The organism is Sphingomonas sp., assembly GCF_045810705.1.
Lineage (GTDB): Bacteria > Pseudomonadota > Alphaproteobacteria > Sphingomonadales > Sphingomonadaceae > Sphingomicrobium.
In genome coordinates this window covers 72803-89798 of sequence record NZ_JBJMVI010000010.1, presented here as the reverse complement: position 1 = coordinate 89798, position 16996 = coordinate 72803, and the positions used below count along the sequence as shown (strand labels likewise).

17 protein-coding genes and 2 tRNA genes are annotated in these 16996 nt (G+C 63.7%); 6 read left to right on the top strand and 13 right to left on the bottom strand.

The features are described 5' to 3' along the window. The first annotated feature begins 110 nt into the window (after positions 1-110). Entirely contained in the window at positions 111-833 is a 723-nt protein-coding gene (locus tag ACJ8FR_RS05125) for a sulfite exporter TauE/SafE family protein (protein WP_407827591.1), read from the top strand. Positions 834-906: 73 nt separating this feature from the next. Next, positions 907-1869 carry a hydrogen peroxide-inducible genes activator gene (locus tag ACJ8FR_RS05120; protein ID WP_407827540.1) on the top strand — a complete coding sequence of 321 codons (963 nt, stop codon included), beginning with the start codon at positions 907-909 and terminating at the stop codon, positions 1867-1869. Positions 1870-1889: 20 nt separating this feature from the next. On the opposite strand, the gene katG is transcribed toward ACJ8FR_RS05120, so the two are convergent. Together katG and pgsA are read right to left on the bottom strand one after the other, a co-directional pair. Then, a complete protein-coding gene (katG, locus tag ACJ8FR_RS05115) occupies positions 1890-4124 on the bottom strand; it encodes a catalase/peroxidase HPI (protein WP_407827539.1) in 2235 nt (744 codons plus the stop codon). A gap of 302 nt (positions 4125-4426) precedes the next feature. Continuing rightward, positions 4427-4993, bottom strand: coding sequence for a CDP-diacylglycerol--glycerol-3-phosphate 3-phosphatidyltransferase (gene pgsA, locus ACJ8FR_RS05110; RefSeq protein ID WP_407827538.1), 567 nt, complete (start codon positions 4991-4993; stop codon positions 4427-4429). A 91-nt stretch (positions 4994-5084) separates the two neighbouring features. On the opposite strand from pgsA, the gene ACJ8FR_RS05105 reads away from it, so the two are divergent. Beyond that, complete coding sequence (locus ACJ8FR_RS05105) at positions 5085-6356, top strand: MFS transporter (RefSeq protein ID WP_407827590.1); 1272 nt, start codon at positions 5085-5087, stop codon at positions 6354-6356. 6 nt (positions 6357-6362) lie between these two features. On the opposite strand, the gene ACJ8FR_RS05100 is transcribed toward ACJ8FR_RS05105, so the two are convergent. From ACJ8FR_RS05100 to ACJ8FR_RS05075, 6 genes are all read right to left on the bottom strand, one after another. After that, positions 6363-6533 (bottom strand): hypothetical protein, encoded by a 171-nt coding sequence (locus tag ACJ8FR_RS05100; RefSeq protein WP_407827537.1) that lies wholly within the window; start codon positions 6531-6533, stop codon positions 6363-6365. 105 nt (positions 6534-6638) lie between these two features. After that, complete coding sequence (locus tag ACJ8FR_RS05095; RefSeq protein ID WP_407827536.1) at positions 6639-8237, bottom strand: putative bifunctional diguanylate cyclase/phosphodiesterase; 1599 nt, start codon at positions 8235-8237, stop codon at positions 6639-6641. 115 nt (positions 8238-8352) lie between these two features. Then, positions 8353-8439: transfer RNA gene (locus ACJ8FR_RS05090), tRNA-Leu, on the bottom strand. A 35-nt stretch (positions 8440-8474) separates the two neighbouring features. Further along, the gene (locus ACJ8FR_RS05085; protein ID WP_407827535.1) at positions 8475-8771 is read right to left on the bottom strand and encodes an integration host factor subunit beta; all 297 of its coding nucleotides are present in this window, start codon (positions 8769-8771) and stop codon (positions 8475-8477) included. A gap of 149 nt (positions 8772-8920) precedes the next feature. Beyond that, a complete protein-coding gene (gene rpsA, locus ACJ8FR_RS05080; RefSeq protein WP_407827534.1) occupies positions 8921-10684 on the bottom strand; it encodes a 30S ribosomal protein S1 in 1764 nt (587 codons plus the stop codon). A gap of 339 nt (positions 10685-11023) precedes the next feature. Further along, positions 11024-11896 carry an outer membrane protein gene (locus tag ACJ8FR_RS05075; protein ID WP_407827533.1) on the bottom strand — a complete coding sequence of 291 codons (873 nt, stop codon included), beginning with the start codon at positions 11894-11896 and terminating at the stop codon, positions 11024-11026. Positions 11897-12207: 311 nt separating this feature from the next. On the opposite strand from ACJ8FR_RS05075, the gene ACJ8FR_RS05070 reads away from it, so the two are divergent. Then, positions 12208-12777, top strand: a complete 570-nt coding sequence (locus tag ACJ8FR_RS05070) for a hypothetical protein (protein WP_407827532.1) — start codon at positions 12208-12210, stop codon at positions 12775-12777. On the opposite strand, the gene ACJ8FR_RS05065 is transcribed toward ACJ8FR_RS05070, so the two are convergent. The 3 genes from ACJ8FR_RS05065 to cmk form a co-directional block, all read right to left on the bottom strand. Next, positions 12774-13277: an N-acetyltransferase family protein gene (locus ACJ8FR_RS05065; RefSeq protein ID WP_407827531.1), complete on the bottom strand. Its 504-nt coding sequence runs from the start codon at positions 13275-13277 to the stop codon at positions 12774-12776. The genes ACJ8FR_RS05070 and ACJ8FR_RS05065 overlap by 4 nt on opposite strands. A 47-nt stretch (positions 13278-13324) precedes the next feature. Beyond that, positions 13325-14908, bottom strand: a complete 1584-nt coding sequence (locus tag ACJ8FR_RS05060; protein ID WP_407827530.1) for a putative bifunctional diguanylate cyclase/phosphodiesterase — start codon at positions 14906-14908, stop codon at positions 13325-13327. A 72-nt stretch (positions 14909-14980) separates the two neighbouring features. Then, on the bottom strand, positions 14981-15610 hold the full coding sequence (gene cmk / locus ACJ8FR_RS05055) for a (d)CMP kinase (protein WP_407827589.1): 630 nt from the start codon (positions 15608-15610) through the stop codon (positions 14981-14983). 166 nt (positions 15611-15776) lie between these two features. Between cmk and ACJ8FR_RS05050 the strand changes: the two genes are divergently transcribed. Both ACJ8FR_RS05050 and ACJ8FR_RS05045 read left to right on the top strand, forming a co-directional pair. Then, positions 15777-16097 carry a TIGR02300 family protein gene (locus ACJ8FR_RS05050; protein ID WP_407827588.1) on the top strand — a complete coding sequence of 107 codons (321 nt, stop codon included), beginning with the start codon at positions 15777-15779 and terminating at the stop codon, positions 16095-16097. 77 nt (positions 16098-16174) lie between these two features. Beyond that, positions 16175-16250 (top strand) — tRNA-Ala (locus tag ACJ8FR_RS05045). A gap of 42 nt (positions 16251-16292) precedes the next feature. Here the strand turns inward: ACJ8FR_RS05045 and ACJ8FR_RS05040 are convergent. Then, entirely contained in the window at positions 16293-16619 is a 327-nt protein-coding gene (locus tag ACJ8FR_RS05040) for a hypothetical protein (RefSeq protein WP_407827529.1), read from the bottom strand. Positions 16620-16728: 109 nt separating this feature from the next. Then, on the bottom strand, positions 16729-16896 hold the full coding sequence (locus ACJ8FR_RS05035) for a Flp family type IVb pilin (RefSeq protein ID WP_407827528.1): 168 nt from the start codon (positions 16894-16896) through the stop codon (positions 16729-16731). Positions 16897-16996: the final 100 nt, after the last annotated feature.

Here is a 16996-nt window from a genome sequence, read left to right as displayed (position 1 = left end):
AAGGCCTCCCCGCGGATTTGCAGCGTGATCTGACGAAGGGGGCTTCGATCTTCTCAACTTACAACCCACTCTACTCGGTCGCCGGGTTCCTCGTCGGAGTGCTCGTCGGCATGACCGGCGTCGGCGGCGGCTCGCTGATGACGCCCGTGCTTGTGCTGTTGTTCGGCTTTCACCCGGCCACCGCGGTCGGAACGGACTTGCTCTATGCCTCGGTCACCAAGACCGTAGGGACCGCAGTCCACGGCAAGCAACGCACCGTGGACTGGCGCATCGTCAAAAGCCTCGCTCTCGGCAGCGTGCCCGCGTCTGTGCTGACGCTGCTCGTCATGAGCCGCGTCGGCACTACCAGCGGCCCCGCGTCTGGAGTCCTCAACCTGCTGCTCGGTGGAGCCCTGCTCCTGACCAGCATATCGGTCTTCTTCCGCCCGTGGATCCTCAAGTGGGCAGGTCACCACATTCACGCGCTCGACCCGCCGCAGCTCAGGCGCTGGACGATCGTGCTCGGCGCGGTGCTCGGTGTGCTGGTTTCCGTGACGTCCGTGGGAGCGGGCGCGCTGGGCACGACGGCACTTCTAATCCTCTACCCTCGCCTGCCCATCGCCCGCATCGCCGCAAGCGACATCGCGCACGCCGTGCCGTTGACGCTAATTGCCGGCCTCGGCCATTGGTGGCTTGGCTCGGTCGACTTCGGTCTTATGCTGGCACTGCTCGTCGGGTCCGTCCCCGGGATCATCGTCGGCAGCTTGTTCGCCGGCCGCTCATCGGACTCGGTGCTAAGACCAGTGCTCGCGATCACCCTGCTGGTTGTGTCGCTGCGGATGCTCGCCGGCTGATCACCAGGTTCGTGGGCTGGTTTAAATCGTTCAACCCGATTATAGGGTTACCTGTGATTGGATTGCTCAATCAATGATCGTCCATCTGCCGACCGTCAAACAGCTGCAATATCTGGTTGCGCTGCGCCGCTTTGGGCATTTTGGACGAGCGGCCGACGCTTGCTTCGTCACCCAGTCGACCTTGTCTGCAGGCCTCCGTGAACTTGAGACGCTGCTCGGACTGACACTAGTCGAGCGAACGCGTCGCGTGGTCCGTTTCACCGCATTGGGCCAAAAGATCACCGACAAGGCGATCAAGGTCCTGCGCGAGACCGAGGAACTGGCCGAAATGGCCCGCGCCCAGGGTCGCCCGCTCCACGGCGAGCTCAGGATGGGCGTCATCCCGACGATCGCGCCATTCCTTCTGCCGACGATGCTGCCGCGGGTGCGCGAGCAATGGCCCGAGCTCAAGCTCTACCTGCGCGAGGAAACGAGCACCGCCGCTTGCGAGGCGCTTCACCGGGGTCAGCTGGATTGCGTGCTTCTTGCCGTCCCCTTCGCCTGCGGCGACGTCGACAGCGCGCCGCTCTTCGACGATCCGCTTTACATCGCATATCCGGAGGGCGAAGCGCCCGCCTCAGCGGCGGTCACTGCGGCCGAGATTGATGAGAGCCGGCTGCTGCTGCTCGAGGACGGGCACTGCCTCAAGGACCACGCCCTCTCGGCCTGCAACCGCCCGGAGCTCCGTGCCCATGCCGCGATGATGGGAACCTCGCTGCACACGCTCGTCCAGATGGTCGACAATGGCCTCGGCGTGACCTTCGTCCCCGGCATGGCGATCGAGGCGGGGATTCTTTCGGGGACGGGGGTCGAGGCGCGACCCTTGCGCTCCGACCAGCCTTACCGCCGAATCGCGCTCATCTGGCGCCGCTCGAGCCCACGCGAAACCGAATTTCTGCTGCTCGCAACGGCCCTGCGGCGCATCGCTGCCGACCTCGTGCCAGATGTCTCAGCGGCCGCAACTGTGGCGCCCGCGCTCGAGCCGCTCGACAGCTGAGCGCCAGCGGCGCAGCTCATCTATTCGGCCATCGCGGGCTCGGCGATCCCGATCGGCTCGGCAGGCTTCGACTTTTGCGGCAGGTCGAAGCGGTCAGCGTTCATCACCTTGGTCCAGGCATTGATGAAATCGCGGACAAATTTTTGCTCGTTGCCCTTCTCGGCATACACTTCCGCGGTCGCCCTTAGCTGGCTGTTCGAGCCGAAGATGAGGTCGGTCCGCGTGGCGCGCCACTTCTCCTGCTCGCCGCCACGGTCATAGCCGATGAACTCCTCGTCGCCGCTCTCGTCGACCACCTTCCAGAAGGTATCGTTATCGAGCAGGTTGACGAAGAAGTCGTTGGTCAGCTGACCCTTGCGCGCCGTGAACATGCCGTGCGGCGCGTCCTTGTAGTTGGCGCCAAGGACTCGAAGACCGCCAAGCAGCACCGTCATTTCCGGCGCTGACAGTCCGAGCAGCGAAGCTCGGTCCAGAAGAAGCTCCTCTGTCCTCACCGAATGCTTGGTCTTCAGGTAATTGCGGAAGCCGTCCGCTGCCGGCTCGAGCCAGTCGAAGCTCTCGACGTCGGTCCACTCCTGCGTCGCGTCGCCGCGGCCGCCTGTGAACGGCACGGCGACGTCGAAGCCAGCATCCTTCGCAGCCTTCTCCACGGCGGCCGTGCCCGCGAGGACGATCGCGTCGGCCATCGACAGCGACCCGCGCAGCTCGTCGATCTTCGCGAGCACGCGCGCCAGCTCGTCGGGCTCGTTGACCGCCCAATCCTTCTGCGGCGCGAGACGGATGCGCGCCCCGTTGGCGCCACCGCGATGATCGGATCGCCGATAGGTCGACGCCGACGCCCAGGCCGTTTTCACCAGCTGCCCGATGCCGAAGCCCGCGCCGAGGATTTTCGTCTTGAACGCCGAAACGTCGCCGTCCGACGGCACGCCGCCCTGCGGCACCGGATCCTGCCAGATCAGGTCTTCCGATGGGACTTCCGGACCGAGGTAACGGACCTTTGGCCCCATGTCGCGATGGGTGAGCTTGAACCAGGCGCGCGCGAAGGCATCCTTGAATGCCTCGTGATCGTGGCGAAACCGCTCCGAAATCGCGCGGAATTCCGGATCCATTTTCAGCGCCATGTCCGCAGTGGTCATCATCGTCGGCACGCGCTTGGACGGATCATGCGCGGCGGGCGCCATATCCTCCGGCTTCTGGTTGATCGGCTGCCACTGCTGCGCGCCGGCGGGCGAACGCACCAGTTCGTAATTGTAGTCGAGCAACAGGCGGAAATAATTGTCCGACCATTGCGTCGGCGTATTGACCCACGCCCCTTCAATACCGCTCGTGATCGTATGCTCGCCAAATCCGCTCTCGTGAGCGCTCGCCCAGCCGAGCCCCTGGAGCGAGATATCGGCGCCCTCTGGTGCAGCATCGACGAGGCTGGGATCGCCCGCTCCATGGGCCTTACCGAAGGTATGGCCGCCAGCGGTCAGTGCGACGGTCTCCTCGTGGTTCATCGCCATGCGCTCGAAGGTGATCTTGATGTCGCGCGCCGATTGCAGCGGGTCGGGCACGCCGCCCGGCCCTTCCGGATTGACGTAAATGAGGCCCATCTGGATCGCGGCCAGCGGGTTCTCGAGTTCCATTTCGCGCTCGGGCTGGATGCGCGTTTCGGCGGCATCGACCCATTTTTGCTCGGCGCCCCAATAGATGTCGCGCTCGGCCTCGAAAACGTCCGCGCGTCCGCCGCCGAAGCCGAAGATCGGTCCCCCCATCGACTCGACGGCAACATTGCCTGCCAGGATGAACAGGTCGGCCCAGCTGATTTGCTTGCCGTACTTCCGCTTGACCGGCCACAGCAGCCGGCGCGCCTTGTCGAGGTTGCCGTTGTCGGGCCAGCTGTTGAGCGGCGCGAATCGCTGCTGGCCGCTGTTGGCACCGCCGCGTCCGTCGCCGGTGCGGTAAGTCCCGGCGGCATGCCAGGCCATGCGGATGAAAAGTGGACCGTAATGACCATAATCCGCCGGCCACCACGGCTGGCTATCGGTCATCAGCGCGGTAAGGTCATTCTTGAGCGCCCGGTAGTCGAGTCCTTTGAACGCTTCGGCATAGTTGAAATCAGCACCCATCGGGTCGGGCGAGGCGCCGCCTTGGTGCAGGATGTCGATCGGCAGCGCTTCAGGCCACCAATCGCGGTTTGTGCGGCCAAGCAGTGAGCGAACGGTCGTCGGCCGATCCACCGGACAACCCATCGACCCCGTCTTTGCGTCCATGTTCGAAGGCCTCCTTATCCAATTTCGGTCGGCCCTAAAGCGCCGCGAGCGCGGGCAAAAACAAGTTGTTCTCGTCAGTGAGAGCAAAGAAATCGATTATTGCCGGTCGCCAAAGGCGAAGGCGGAGCCGCGGCGGAGGGTGGGGAGGGGAAGCGCCGCGGCCCCGGTTCGGTGCGGGCAGCCTAAAAAGCGGCACTCGCCCCAGTGCTTGCCCTTCTTACGGACGGCCTGTGTTCGAATGAAACGACTAATCTTCGTCAGAGATAATCGCGAAATCGATCACTGTTGTTGCGGGAGCGCGCTCACTCCATGTGCCTATGGCCGGTCCGCAAATAGTCGTAGCCGCTCACCAGTGTGAGCGCGGCGGCAAACCACAGGCAAATGATGCCCACGCCGTGGACCCACGGGACCTGCGGAAGGGCGCCGCCGAGGATGAGCGCTCCGAGCGCGACTAGCTGCAGCGTGGTTTTCCATTTCGCCAGCGCGCTCACGGGGACCGACACTTGAAGGCCCGCCAGATATTCTCGCAGACCGGAGACGATGATCTCACGCAGCAGGATGACGAGCGCAGCAATGATGTTGAGGCCCGCAATCTCCGGCACCGGGTTGGCCTTGCGGCTGGAGATCAGCATCACCAGGACCGCGGCGACCATGATCTTGTCGGCGATCGGATCGAGAAACTGCCCGAGCCTTGAGATGCTGCCCCAGGCGCGGGCGAGATAGCCGTCCAGATAATCGGTGAGACCGACGATGCAGTAGAGGACGAACGTGACGGCATAATCAACAGGTGACGGGCGCCACAGCAGGAACACGAGGATCGGCACCGCGAGGATCCGCGAGAGCGTCAGCAGGTTGGGCAGCGACAGCATGGCGAGCGCCTGCGTTATAGGGTTTGGCGCTGCCACGAAAGCTGGCTATGCGATGCGCCCAGCCCATGGCAGCTCTCGTGCCCCAGTCTTGATTCAGAACGTCACCCACCTGCTGCGCGCGCGGCGGTTCATGCCGCTGTTCGCAACCCAGTTCCTCGGCGCCTTCAACGACAGCCTGTTCAAGCAGGCGGTGGTACTGTTCGTCACTTACCAGCTGTTCTCGAACCCGGCGAAGGAGTTCCAGTTCAGTGCGATCGCGCAGGGCCTCTTCATCCTCCCCTTCTTCCTCTTCTCGGCTTTGTCGGGACAGCTCGCCGACGATCATGACAAGGCCCGGCTGATCCGGATCATCAAGTTGGCCGAAATCGGCATCATGGTGGTTGGCGGCGCCGGAATCATGCTCGCCAACATCCCGTTGATGCTTGCCGCGGTCTTTGCGATGGGCATTCACTCGACCTTCTTTGGCCCGATCAAATACGCGATCCTACCGCAGCACTTGCGGCGCGACGAAGTCTTGGGCGGGACAGGCTTGGTCGAGGCCGGCACCTACATCGCGATTCTCGGTGGCACGATCCTCGCCGGGGCGCTCGTTTCCACGCCCGCAATCGCCGCCGCGGCGACCATCGGTTTTGCGGTCCTGGGATATCTGGCCGGCCGCCAAGTGCCCCCTGCTCCGCCCGCCGCCGAGCGGATTCCGTTCAACTGGCATATCATCCATGCGTCGATCGAACTGGTCAGCGCGACGCTGCACATCCGCCGTTTGTTCCTGGCGATCTTGTCCATCAGCTTCTTCTGGACGATCGGCGCGGTGCTGATCATCATCTTCCCGCCCCTGGTGAAAAACGTGCTCGGCGCGGATGAACAAGTTGCAAGCCTGTTCATCGCCATTTTCTCGATTGGCATTGCGTTCGGCTCGGTGCTGATCAACCGGCTCCTCAAGAGCGAAGTCTCGGCGCGTTTTGCACCAGGATCGGTGATTGCGATGGGCGTCTTCGTCCTGCTGCTCCATTTCGTCGCGCTGGCCTGGGGCAAGCATGGTCCGGGGCTGACCACGCTCGGCAATTTCGTCTTTCATCCGATGGCTGGGCTGATGATTGTGGCGCTGCTCGGCGTCGCCATCACTGGCGGCATGTTCGTGGTGCCGCTTTACGCCTTCCTCACCACGACGGTGCCGAAGACCGAGACCGCCAGAACCGTCGCCGCGAACAATATCGTAAACTCGGGTGCCATGGTGATCGGGTCCTTGCTCGCCTTCGGGCTCAGCAGCCTCGGCGTTGGCCCGGTCGGTCAATTGCTCCTCGTCGCAGCGATGTGCCTCGTCGCGGCGTGGCTTGGCTGGAAGCTGCACCTGGCCTGCGATTAAGCCCGATCAGCCGATCAGAATCGAAACGAACAGGAACCCGGCGGCGAACGTCGTCGCGAACAGCCTGAGATCTGCAGAGAGATCTGCCTGGCGGCTCGCGGGCTGTCCAAGCATCGGACGCGGCGCGCGGCCGAAGCGGCGCTGATACGTGGCAAAGGCTGGCCGGACGAACTGCATGTCGCGAAATCTCTAACGCGGTGTTTACCATGTCCGAAACCCGCGCAAGCGGAAAGCGCTCCGGACGTCCCGTGCCGGGACGCCGGTGAGGACTTCACGCGATTTTCAGCCGTTGCTGACGCTGCGCGCCGGAACCGTTTGGGGGCGGCTGCGCGCGTCGAGGAGTTCGCGCGCGTCCTCGGCCGGCATCGGCTTGCCGAAATACCAGCCTTGGCCGATCTCGCAGCCGAGCCCGACGACCGTGCGATACGAATCCTCATCTTCGATACCCTCGACGCAGACCGGCACCTGGAGCGCCGCTGCAAGCGTCGTGACTGCCCGAACAATCGCGGAGCTCTCGCGTTTCGTGTTGATGTTGGTGACGAAACTGCGGTCGATCTTGATGATATCGAACGGCAGCGACCTCAAGTGCGCGAGCGACGAGAAGCCGGTTCCGAAATCGTCCAGTGCAAGACGGATGCCCTGGTTCTTGAGGCTTGTGACGACACTGCGCGCAAGGTCGACATCGGCGAACAGAGAGCTTTCGGTGATTTCGACGACCAGCCGGTCGGCGGGGAAGGCAGTCTCCGCGAGCGTCTTCACGATCCGGTGTGCGAGCCAACCATCGGCGAGTTGAGACGGCGAGATGTTGACCGAAATCTTGATCGCTGGATCCCAGGCTGCCGCTTCGCGCAAGGCGTCGCCGATAACCTTATCCGACAGTCGACCGATCAGCCCGATCTCATCGGCGACGGGAATAAAGACATCGGGGCCGATCACTCCGGAAAGCGGGTGAATCCAGCGCGCAAGCACCTCAAAACCGACGATGTCGCCGCTCTTGAGGTCCACTTGTGGCTCGAAATAGGGGACAAATTGGCCATGTTCGAGGCCGAAGCGAATGCCCTGCTCTATCTCCCCGTGCGCGATCAGCGCGCGCTCCATTCCCGCGTCAAACCACACCGGTCGCGCCACGCGGCCGCTGCGCGCATGGTCCATCGCGATGTCGGCGCGGCGCAGGATGTCGGGTATCCGGGCATTGGTGGCCGGCGTCGCCGCGATGCCCGAGAACGCGCCGACCTGGATGATCCGTTCCTCGAACAATAGCGGTCTCGTGACTGTCTGCAGTACCGTTTCGGCGAGCGCGTCGGCACGGCCCATGTCGTCCGGGCAGAGGGCCAGCGCGACTGCGAACTCGTCACTGCCGAGCCGCGCGAGAACCGCGTCCGAGCCCAGCTCGTCGGCCAGCGCAACGGAAAGCGTCTTGAGCAGGCGATCGCCGGTCTCGTAACCATGCTGGTCGTTGACCGACTTGAAGCGGTGAATTTGGAACGAGATGACGACCAGATTGTCGCCGCGCAGTCCGGCGTCCAAGCACAATTGCCCGGCGCGATCCGCGAATCCTTTGCGATTGTACAGACCGGTGATCGTGTCGGTTGTGGCGAGCACGGTAGCGCGGCGCTCTTGCTCCTCGCGCATTTCCGCTTCGTGCTGAAGGTCGACGTAGCGCCGCCAGCCAAACAGGATCAGAGCGACGTTCAGCGTCAGCGCCGTGCTCGCAGCCTGGATCCCCGGCGCAAGCTCAGCATCGCCGAGCGGAAGAGCGTGAAAGAATTTGCTGCCGTTCCAGATCAGCAGCATCACCGCCGTGATAAGCACGGTCAGAACGACCAGCTCGCGCCGGGCATTGCGCAGCCTTGGATTGTTGCTCCTCGTCACACTGGTCACGCCCACAGCCGCCATTGAGCGGAGGATTAATTGAGTTCGCTTAATAAATTCCTCTCCGAATCGGAGGAATCAGGGGAAAATGACCGTTGAGGGGCCATCAGCGAGTAAACGCGCGTGGTGCGGACGGCGGGATTTGAACCCGCACTCCCGTTACGGGAAGAGGATTTTAAGTCCTCAGCGTCTACCGTTCCGCCACGTCCGCCTGCTCAAGCCACGGCGACGGCAGTGCCAGCCGTGTTATTCCGCGGTCACTTCCTTGAGGTTTAAGCGCTCGCGCATTTCCTTGCCCGGCTTGAAATAGGGAACGCGCTTGGCGTCGACCGAGACGGATTCTCCGGTTCGCGGATTGCGGCCGACTCGCCCATCCCGCTGACGGGTGGAGAAAGCACCAAAGCCGCGAAGCTCGACCCGACCGCCCTTCGCAAGCTGCTCGGTAATCGAATCGAAAATGGAACTGACGACGCCCTCGACCTCACGCTGCGTGAGGTCGGGAAAATCGGTGCACAGCTGCTGCACCAGCTCAGAACGGATCATCGGCGTCCCCGCTTCAGGTGGATCGGCTCCCACTCCCCCACGTACCCGGGAGCCGTTTGGAATTGAGGCTGTCAGGAAAGTGTTGTGGAAGCAAGTAGGGATTTACGCGGCATCCCCCGCAAGGAACGCCGCGTTTCCCGTAACTTGGCTTACTTCTTCTTCGTCGGCTTCGCGGGCTTGGCGGCCTGCGCTTCCTTGAGTGCGGCGCCGAGGATGTCGCCGAGCGACGCGCCCGAGTCCGAGGATCCGTATTGCGCGACGGCCTGCTTCTCCTCGGCGATCTGGAGCGCCTTGACCGAGAAGTTGGGCTTCTTCGAGCGGTCGAAACCGATCACCAGGGCGTCGAGCTTCTGACCGACCTGGAAGCGCTCCGGGCGCTGCTCGTCGCGGTCGCGGCCAAGATCGCCGCGCTTGATGAACCCGGTCGCTCCATCGTCGCCAACCTGGACGTCGAGTCCAGGATCCTGGATCGCGCGGATCGTAACGGTCAGGGTTTCGCCCTTCTTGACACCGCCCGCCGATCCGGCGCCGCCGCGCGCAGCGCCACCGGACCCGGCGCCGGCGCCGGCGCCGCCGCCCTCGAGCTGCTTGATGCCGAGACTGATCCGCTCCTTCTCGACATCGACGTCGAGCACCTGCACCTTGACCGTCTCGCCCTTGCGGTGAAGCTGCAGCGCCTCTTCGCCCGAGACCCCCCACGCGATGTCCGACATGTGGACCATGCCGTCGACGTCGCCCTCGAGGCCGACGAACAGCCCGAACTCGGTGGAGTTCTTGACCTCGCCCTCGACCACGGTGCCGACGCGATGCTTGTCGGCGAACGCCGCCCAGGGATTTTCCTGCGCCTGCTTGAGGCCGAGCGAAATCCGCCGCTTCTCCTCGTCGACCTCGAGCACCTTCACGTCCACTTCCTGCGAAGTGCTGACGATCTTGCCCGGATGAACATTCTTCTTGGTCCAGCTCATCTCGGAGACGTGGACCAGGCCCTCGATCCCGGGCTCGAGCTCGACGAAGGCGCCATATTCGGTGATGTTGGTGACGCGGCCGCGGAACACGCCGCCGATCGGATACTTGACGCTCGCGCCCTCCCACGGATCGCTCTCGAGCTGCTTCATGCCGAGGCTGATGCGCTGCGTCTCGCGATTGATGCGGATGATCTGCACCTTCACGGTGTCGCCGATGCCGAGCACCTCGGAAGGGTGGTTGACGCGCTTGTAGGAAATGTCGGTGACGTGAAGGAGACCGTCGATGCCGCCAAGATCGACGAACGCACCGTAATCGGTGATGTTCTTGACCACGCCTTCAATGACTTGGCCCTCGGCAAGGCTCTGGATAAGGCCGGAACGTTGCTCTGCGCGGGTTTCCTCGAGAATTGCGCGGCGCGACACGACGATGTTGCCGCGGCGCCGGTCCATCTTCAGAATCTGGAACGGTTGCGGCATGTCCATCAGCGGTTGAACATCGCGCACGGGCCGAATGTCGACCTGGCTACCGGGCAAGAAGGCTACGGCGCCGCCGAGATCCACGGTGAAGCCGCCCTTCACCCGGCCGAAGATTACGCCGTCCACGCGATTGCCGGCCTCAAATTCCTTCTCGAGCTTGTCCCAGGCGGCTTCGCGCCGTGCGCGATCGCGCGACAGCATGGCTTCGCCGTGTGAATTCTCGACCCGGTCGACATATACCTCGACCTCATCCCCGATCTTGAGCTCGGCCTTCTGGCCGGGAGCGGCGAACTCGCGCAGCGGCACGCGGCCTTCGCTCTTCAGGCCGACGTCGATCACCGCCATGTCATTCTCGATGCCCGTGACGGTGCCCTTCACCACCTTGCCCTCGAAGGTTTCGTTTTCGCCGCCGAGGCTTTCATTGAGGAGCGCCGCGAAATCGTCGCGGGTCGGGAATGTGGTCGTCGCCATAAGGTCTGTAGTCTCTCTGAATCACTCGGGCCTGCCGCTTGGCCGCCACCGTGGCGCACCTTCACATGCGGACCTGGTCAAATGCACTGCCGCGCCCGGCGAATCCGGGAAGCGGCATCTTTCGGGTTCCCCGGTAGTCGCGGAGCCGCGGCCATGCGAAAAAGCGCGGCCGGTGGGGAGCTGTCGCTCACCGCATCCGTACGCGCTCGCAGACAAGCGGGCTTCCGCGAGCGACCGAAGCGCCCGGCGGACGGTGCGCGCCTTAGCTTAGAGGGGGAGAGAGGGCAAGCGCCGTAGCTGGCGCTTGCCCTCTCCAATCAGTGCCGTGTCCGGCGGCAGCTATCCGCGTTCCGGCGCCGGCGGCGGCGGTGGCGGCGGAGGCGGAGGTGCCGGGCAAGTGTCGGTCGCCAAAATCACCGAACCGTCCGGGCAAGTCTGCGTCGCCGGCGGGGGTGGCGGCGGAGGCGGCGGCGGAGGCGGAGGCGGCGGCGGTGGGGGCGACCAGAAATTGTAGGTCAGGTTGCCCATGAAGCTCATCGCCTTGTAGCGCCCATGGAGATCGTACGGCGGGAGCTGGCCGCATGTCGTCCGGCAGAACGGGCCGAAATTGAGCGCTTGAGTTTCGAAATACCGGTACTTCACGCCAGCATCGACATTCCCGCTAAGCGGTGCGCGAAGCTCGGCCAACACTTGCCAGGCGAAGCCCGATTCCTTGCTCGTAGTGAAGTTAAGGATGCTGGTCGGAATCAAGTCCGCCCTATAGTCCACGCGGGCGCCGCCGACGCCGCCGCCGATCGAAGCGTTAACGCCGTCGTCCGGGCCAAAGTCGATAAGCGCATTGATCATTCCGGTCAGGGCGCGGGCACGTCCATGAGATCCGAAGCCGGTGCCCAGCGCACTGCCCGAATACGCGTTCAGCGCGCTGCGGGCGATCGTCGCTCCATTGATCTTGGACGATTTGTAGCCAAGTTCCCCTTCGAGACGGAACATTCCGAAATCATAACCGAACACGGCGTCGCCATCGATCCCGAGCTTGTGCCTGATGCGGATCGCGTTCTCGATCGACCCCGCGGAATTGGTCAGGCGCAAGTTCAGGGCTGAAGGCCTGAGCACGCCCACGTCGAGTCCGACATAGGGAGCGCCGTTGCGCGCCGCCGCCGGTGTCACCCATGCCGCGGATACTAGTGCCGCGGCAATCATGAGCTTCCGCATGATTGATTCCCCTCTGTTCCGACGTCGAGCACCCCTCGACTCTGGACAAAACTACGGAAATCCAACCAATCCAACAAGCCGCGACCGTTGCACCAAAGCCGCACTTGCCGAATTAAGTGAAACTGCGGATAGGATTATTCCTATTGAAAATAGGGAACACATGGTGAACATGGGTCCATGGAGTCGATTCCCATGGTTGTTTTGGATCCCGCGATCCTCATCGCGATTGCGGCATTGATCAGCAGTCTTTCCGCCTTCGTGTGGGCAGTGCGGCGCAAGCCCTAGCTCGTCTCACGCGATGCCTCCTGGTGGTGACGACAGTCGCGTCGAACGCGGCTATATCCGCAGGCATGTTCGAGGGCTGGGAAAATTACTACCTGATGGTCGGATCCTCGGCCGGCGCGCTCATCGGACTGATGTTCGTTGTGGTAACTCTCACGGCGGGCCGGGATCGCGCGGAAGTAGAATACGGCAAACATCTTTATACTTCGCCGATTGTTTGGCACCTGGCGGTCATCCTGACGCTCAGCGGGATTGCGGCGGTGCCCGGCATGTCCGCGCGGATCTTCGGCCTCATGAGCGGGGGCCTTGCCGTGCTCGGGCTTGGCTGGGGAGCGCGCAGCGCGGTCGGAATTGCTCGCCGCCCCGGCGCGCCCGATGCCGCAAGGTTTGACATGTTTTGGTATGGGGTCGCTCCCGCGATCGTTTATGCGGGGCTTGGGATCGCAGCGTTCGGCCTGCTTTCGGCGAAGCCGTGGGGCACCGTCGCCGTCGCAGCCAGCCTGATGGCCCTTCTTCTCGTCAGCATCCACGCCGAATGGGATTTGGTGACCTACCTCGCGCCGACCTCCGGCCAGCCTCCGTCTGACAATAACAGCTAACGGGGCCGCGAGGCTCCGCCGAGCTCTAGCGTCATCTCGATCATCGTCCGGCGAAAGCCCGCCTTGTCGAACAGCGCCTGGGCAACATGGTTCATGTCCGCCGTGAACAGCACCGCACGCGGCGCCCCAAGACCGGCAACCGCATCGAGCGCCGCGGCAAGCAAGACACAGCCGATGCCCTGGCGACGATGGTCCGGATCGACCACGAGATCGTACACAACGCCTGCCGGCCCGCGGAGCGCCATATAATCGTTGCCCTCCATTCCAGCGAAGGCATAGCCCACAACCTCGCGTTTCCGTTCGGCAACCAGGACGGTCATATCCGCTCGCTCTGATTGCGCGATGAGAAGCGTACCGTACCTCTGTGCGAGATCCGGAACCGGGGCGATGAAGCGCCTGGAATCGAATTGGTGATGTTCGGCAACGAGCAGCGCGCCGAGACGGCCGAGGGGGGCGCAATCGGCCGCTATCGCCGGCCGGACTGTCAAGAAAGAGGTCATGATCGGTTGTCGCAGGCGGCACGGCGCCTCGCAACGGCGTTCTGCTCTTACCAGCGGCGGTTGGCCCGCTTCGACGGTTGGGGCGCGGCGGCGTCAGCAGGCCCGTCGCCACCGCGCAACGCGAGGAAGCTCCGCACGGCGTCGCCAGAGATCGCGCGCCCGAAAAGCCAGCCCTGCGCCTCCGAGCAGCCCAAATTGGCGAGCGCGGAACGGATCTGCTCGGACTCGACACCCTCGGCGGTGATGGGAACGTCGAGATTGTGGCCAAGGCCGGCGATGGTGTTGACGATCGCGGCGGTCTGCTCGCTCTTCACGATTGTGGTGATGAAGCTCTTGTCGATCTTGATGCGGTCGAGTGGCAGGCGATTGACCTGGGCGAGCGACGCATAGCCGGTGCCGAAATCGTCGAGAGAAATGCTGATGCCGACGTTCTTGAGACTGCGAATGATGGTCAGGACCTGGTCGCGGTCCTCGAGGAGCGCGCCTTCGGTAATCTCGATCTCCAGTCGGCTCGCCGGAAAGCCTGTCTCTGCAAGCAGCTTCAGGATCTGCTCGGCAAGTGTCGGGTCGCGGAATTGTACCGGGGAAACGTTCACCGCAAGCTTGAGATGACCCGGCCAGCTCTTCGCCTCTTTTAGCGCCTGCTCCATCACCGTGAGCGTAAGCGGGCCGACAAGCCCGGTGCGTTCGGCCGCTTCGATAAAGCAATCCGCCTCGAGCAGGACACCGCCTGGCGAGCGCCAGCGGGCAAGTGCTTCAAAGCCGATGATCTCGCGGCTGTTGAGGTCCACCAACGGCTGGAAGAACGGCACGAACTCGCCGGCCTTGATACCGTTGCGGATTTCCTCCTCGAGCTTCAGCCGGTCGCTGATCTCGCGCTGCAACTCCTCGTCGAACCAGGCAAAACCGTTGCGGCCGGCGCGCTTGGCGGCATAGAGCGCCACATCGCTTTGCCGAAGCGCGGCCTCGTCGTCGACGCAGCCGGAGAGACCCGCGAGGCCAATCGACGCCGTCACCTGGATCTGTGCACCTTCGATCACCGCCGGGACCGACAGGCTATCGAGGATCGCTTGGGCAACTGCCTCCGCCGCAGCGCCATCGGCAGCGGGAAGCAGAACCGCGAACTCGTCGCCTCCCGTGCGTGCGCAGCAGGCGCCTGGCGGCGCGGCCTTCTGCGCGGCTTCCGCAACCAGGCGCAGCACCTTGTCTCCGGCGAGGTGGCCATAAAGATCGTTGACGCGCTTGAAGTGATCGAGGTCGAGGACAAGGAACACGCCCGTCCGAACCTCGAGTGCGTCGTCGAGAGCGCGCACCAGCTCGCGGCGGTTTGCGAGCCCGGTCATGGGATCGGTGTTGGCGTTGCGATCGGCCAGCCGCGCGGCGGCATCATAAGCGTCGAGCGCTTCCTTTAAATCCTTGGAACGCCGCCAGCCAAACAGGATGATCGCGATGTTGAGCAGGAAGGCCACGCTGAGCGTGTTGCCAGCGTCGCGAACCGGCGCTGCGCCGAGTGCGGCGGGGACGACCTGGCTTCCCAAAGCCACGAACAACAGGATCGCAGCCGCGGTCGCGCAGGTCGTGATAATGTGGCTGCTCGCCAAGCGAACGGTCTTGCTGCGCACTCTGGTCACGACTCTTTCCACTCGGTGTAGCCGTCACCTTGTGGCAGGCAGAAATGAAGATAGTCCTACGCGTGCAACCGTTCAGGAGTGACTGTGGGCGAGCCGCCCGTCGACCAGCCGGATCGCCTCCGCGATGGCGGCATCGCGGTCGAGATTGCTGGTGTCGAAAATGATCGCGTCGGACGCCGGCTTGAGCGGCGCGACCTCACGCGCCGTGTCACGCTCGTCGCGCGCCCGAATGTCGGCCAGCACGTCGTCGTAATGCGCCGGCATGCCGCGCTCCAGGAGCTCGCGCACGCGGCGCTGCGCGCGCACCTCTGCCGAAGCCGTCACAAACAGCTTCGCCGTGGCATCTGGCGCGATGACCGTGCCGATGTCGCGGCCGTCGAGAACGGCCCCACCGGGTTGGCCGGCGAACTGCCGCTGCCGATCGAGCAGGGCCGTCCGAACCGAGGGATATGCCGAGATCGACGACGCAATGCGCGACACCGGCTCGCTCCTCAATTCGTCGTCCACCGGATCGATGCTGAGCATGTCCGAAGCACGCAGCGCTTCGAACTCGCTGGCGGGGTCGCCGCCCCAGCGCCACAGGTTGAGGGCGACGGCGCGGTAGAGCAAGCCGGTATCCATGTGGGGTAGTCCGAAATGTGCGGCGAGCGCCTGGGCAATGGTCCCCTTACCGCTGGCCGCGGGCCCATCCACTGCAATCACTAGGGCACCTGCCGGCGTGCGGCTGTCGTCGTCGTCGTCGTCGTTGGATGCAGTATCGTCAGCCAAGGCCGGCGCTTTGACAGGGGCATATGCCTATGGCAAGGCGCGCCGCCGAACGCCGGGCACATCCCCCGCGCAAACACAGATTACTGGAGTCATGACCCTCATGGTGAAACCCGAATGGGGCACCAAGCGCACTTGCCCCAAGTGCTCGACCCGCTTTTACGATCTCGGAAGCGAAGATCCGGTCCACTGCATCAATTGCGGAACCGACTTCATCGCCGAGCCGGTGCTGAAATCGAAGCAGCCGATGGCATTCGAACCGGCCGCGGCGCCGGTAAAGGAGCCGGCCGCCGACAATGAACTCGCCGCCGACGACCTTGCGATCGATGAAGATGCGGAGGTCAGCGCCGACGAAGAGGTAGACCTCGAAACTGGCGACGACGATCTCGGCGTCGAGACGGCTGGCGAGGACGACGAAGTCTAGGGAGCTGATTTTGCCAAAGCGGCGATGATTTTCCGCTTTTCCCGCGCGAGAAAGTTCGCTTAAGGCATCGAGGACGTGGGGCCGTAGCTCAGCTGGGAGAGCGTCGCAATGGCATTGCGAAGGTCAGGGGTTCGATCCCCCTCGGCTCCACCAATTCTCCGCAGGGCCGCCTCCGCCGCGGCAAAATCTGACCAGTCACTGCCTCCGCTTCTTCGTCGGGGTAGCCGGTTGTCTTAGATCGGCATTGCGGATGCAGTGGTCGAAACCGACCCAGTCGAAGCGGTCGCCTCCGCGGCTGGCGTTGCGATTGCAGAGCTGAAGTCGCCAAAGCGACGGCCTGCTCCTGGCAACGAAGCCGAGCGCGCCGGTCATTGCGCGCCGCTGCTGCGCGATGCAGCGCGGCTGCCACTGGCATGTGACGCCGATGTTGAGGACGACGGGATCGTGGACGACAGCCCGCCGCTCGGCGGTCGCCGACAAGGGAATTGCCGCAAGCGCGGCCGCCGCCAAAAATTGTTTCATTTGCCGGGCCAAACAATACAGCGGCCGCGATGTGCCGCAAATGATCGGCTCATGAAAAAGCGGCGGCGCCATCCGGCACCGCCGCCTCTTCTCACTCACCTCGCAGTGCTTACGTGCTCGGCAGGTTATTCGACACGTTGTTGAACGTCGTGTTCAGGCGGTTGCCGATGCCCTGCATCGCGCCAATCGCCGCAACGGCGATGAGCGCGGCAATCAGGCCGTACTCAATCGCGGTCGCACCCTTTTCATTCTTAAACAGCTTCAAGAACTTCGCCATCTCCGGTCTCCCAATGGGCTTTAAAATCGCCACGCCATCTCCACACGACATGTGCGGAGAATCACCGGAATCTCGCTCGCAGCGGTTTAGAAATCGTTAA

Coding starts and splice junctions, on each gene's coding strand:
- ACJ8FR_RS05125 (WP_407827591.1), top strand. CDS start 111: ATGACCGGCGTCGGCGGCGGCTCGCTGATGACGCCCGTGCTTGTGCTG.
- ACJ8FR_RS05120 (WP_407827540.1), top strand. CDS start 907: ATGATCGTCCATCTGCCGACCGTCAAACAGCTGCAATATCTGGTTGCG.
- katG (WP_407827539.1), bottom strand. CDS start 4,124: ATGGACGCAAAGACGGGGTCGATGGGTTGTCCGGTGGATCGGCCGACG.
- pgsA (WP_407827538.1), bottom strand. CDS start 4,993: ATGCTGTCGCTGCCCAACCTGCTGACGCTCTCGCGGATCCTCGCGGTG.
- ACJ8FR_RS05100 (WP_407827537.1), bottom strand. CDS start 6,533: ATGCAGTTCGTCCGGCCAGCCTTTGCCACGTATCAGCGCCGCTTCGGC.
- ACJ8FR_RS05085 (WP_407827535.1), bottom strand. CDS start 8,771: ATGATCCGTTCTGAGCTGGTGCAGCAGCTGTGCACCGATTTTCCCGAC.
- rpsA (WP_407827534.1), bottom strand. CDS start 10,684: ATGGCGACGACCACATTCCCGACCCGCGACGATTTCGCGGCGCTCCTC.
- ACJ8FR_RS05075 (WP_407827533.1), bottom strand. CDS start 11,896: ATGCGGAAGCTCATGATTGCCGCGGCACTAGTATCCGCGGCATGGGTG.
- ACJ8FR_RS05065 (WP_407827531.1), bottom strand. CDS start 13,277: ATGACCTCTTTCTTGACAGTCCGGCCGGCGATAGCGGCCGATTGCGCC.
- ACJ8FR_RS05050 (WP_407827588.1), top strand. CDS start 15,777: ATGGTGAAACCCGAATGGGGCACCAAGCGCACTTGCCCCAAGTGCTCG.
- ACJ8FR_RS05040 (WP_407827529.1), bottom strand. CDS start 16,619: ATGAAACAATTTTTGGCGGCGGCCGCGCTTGCGGCAATTCCCTTGTCG.
- ACJ8FR_RS05035 (WP_407827528.1), bottom strand. CDS start 16,896: ATGGCGAAGTTCTTGAAGCTGTTTAAGAATGAAAAGGGTGCGACCGCG.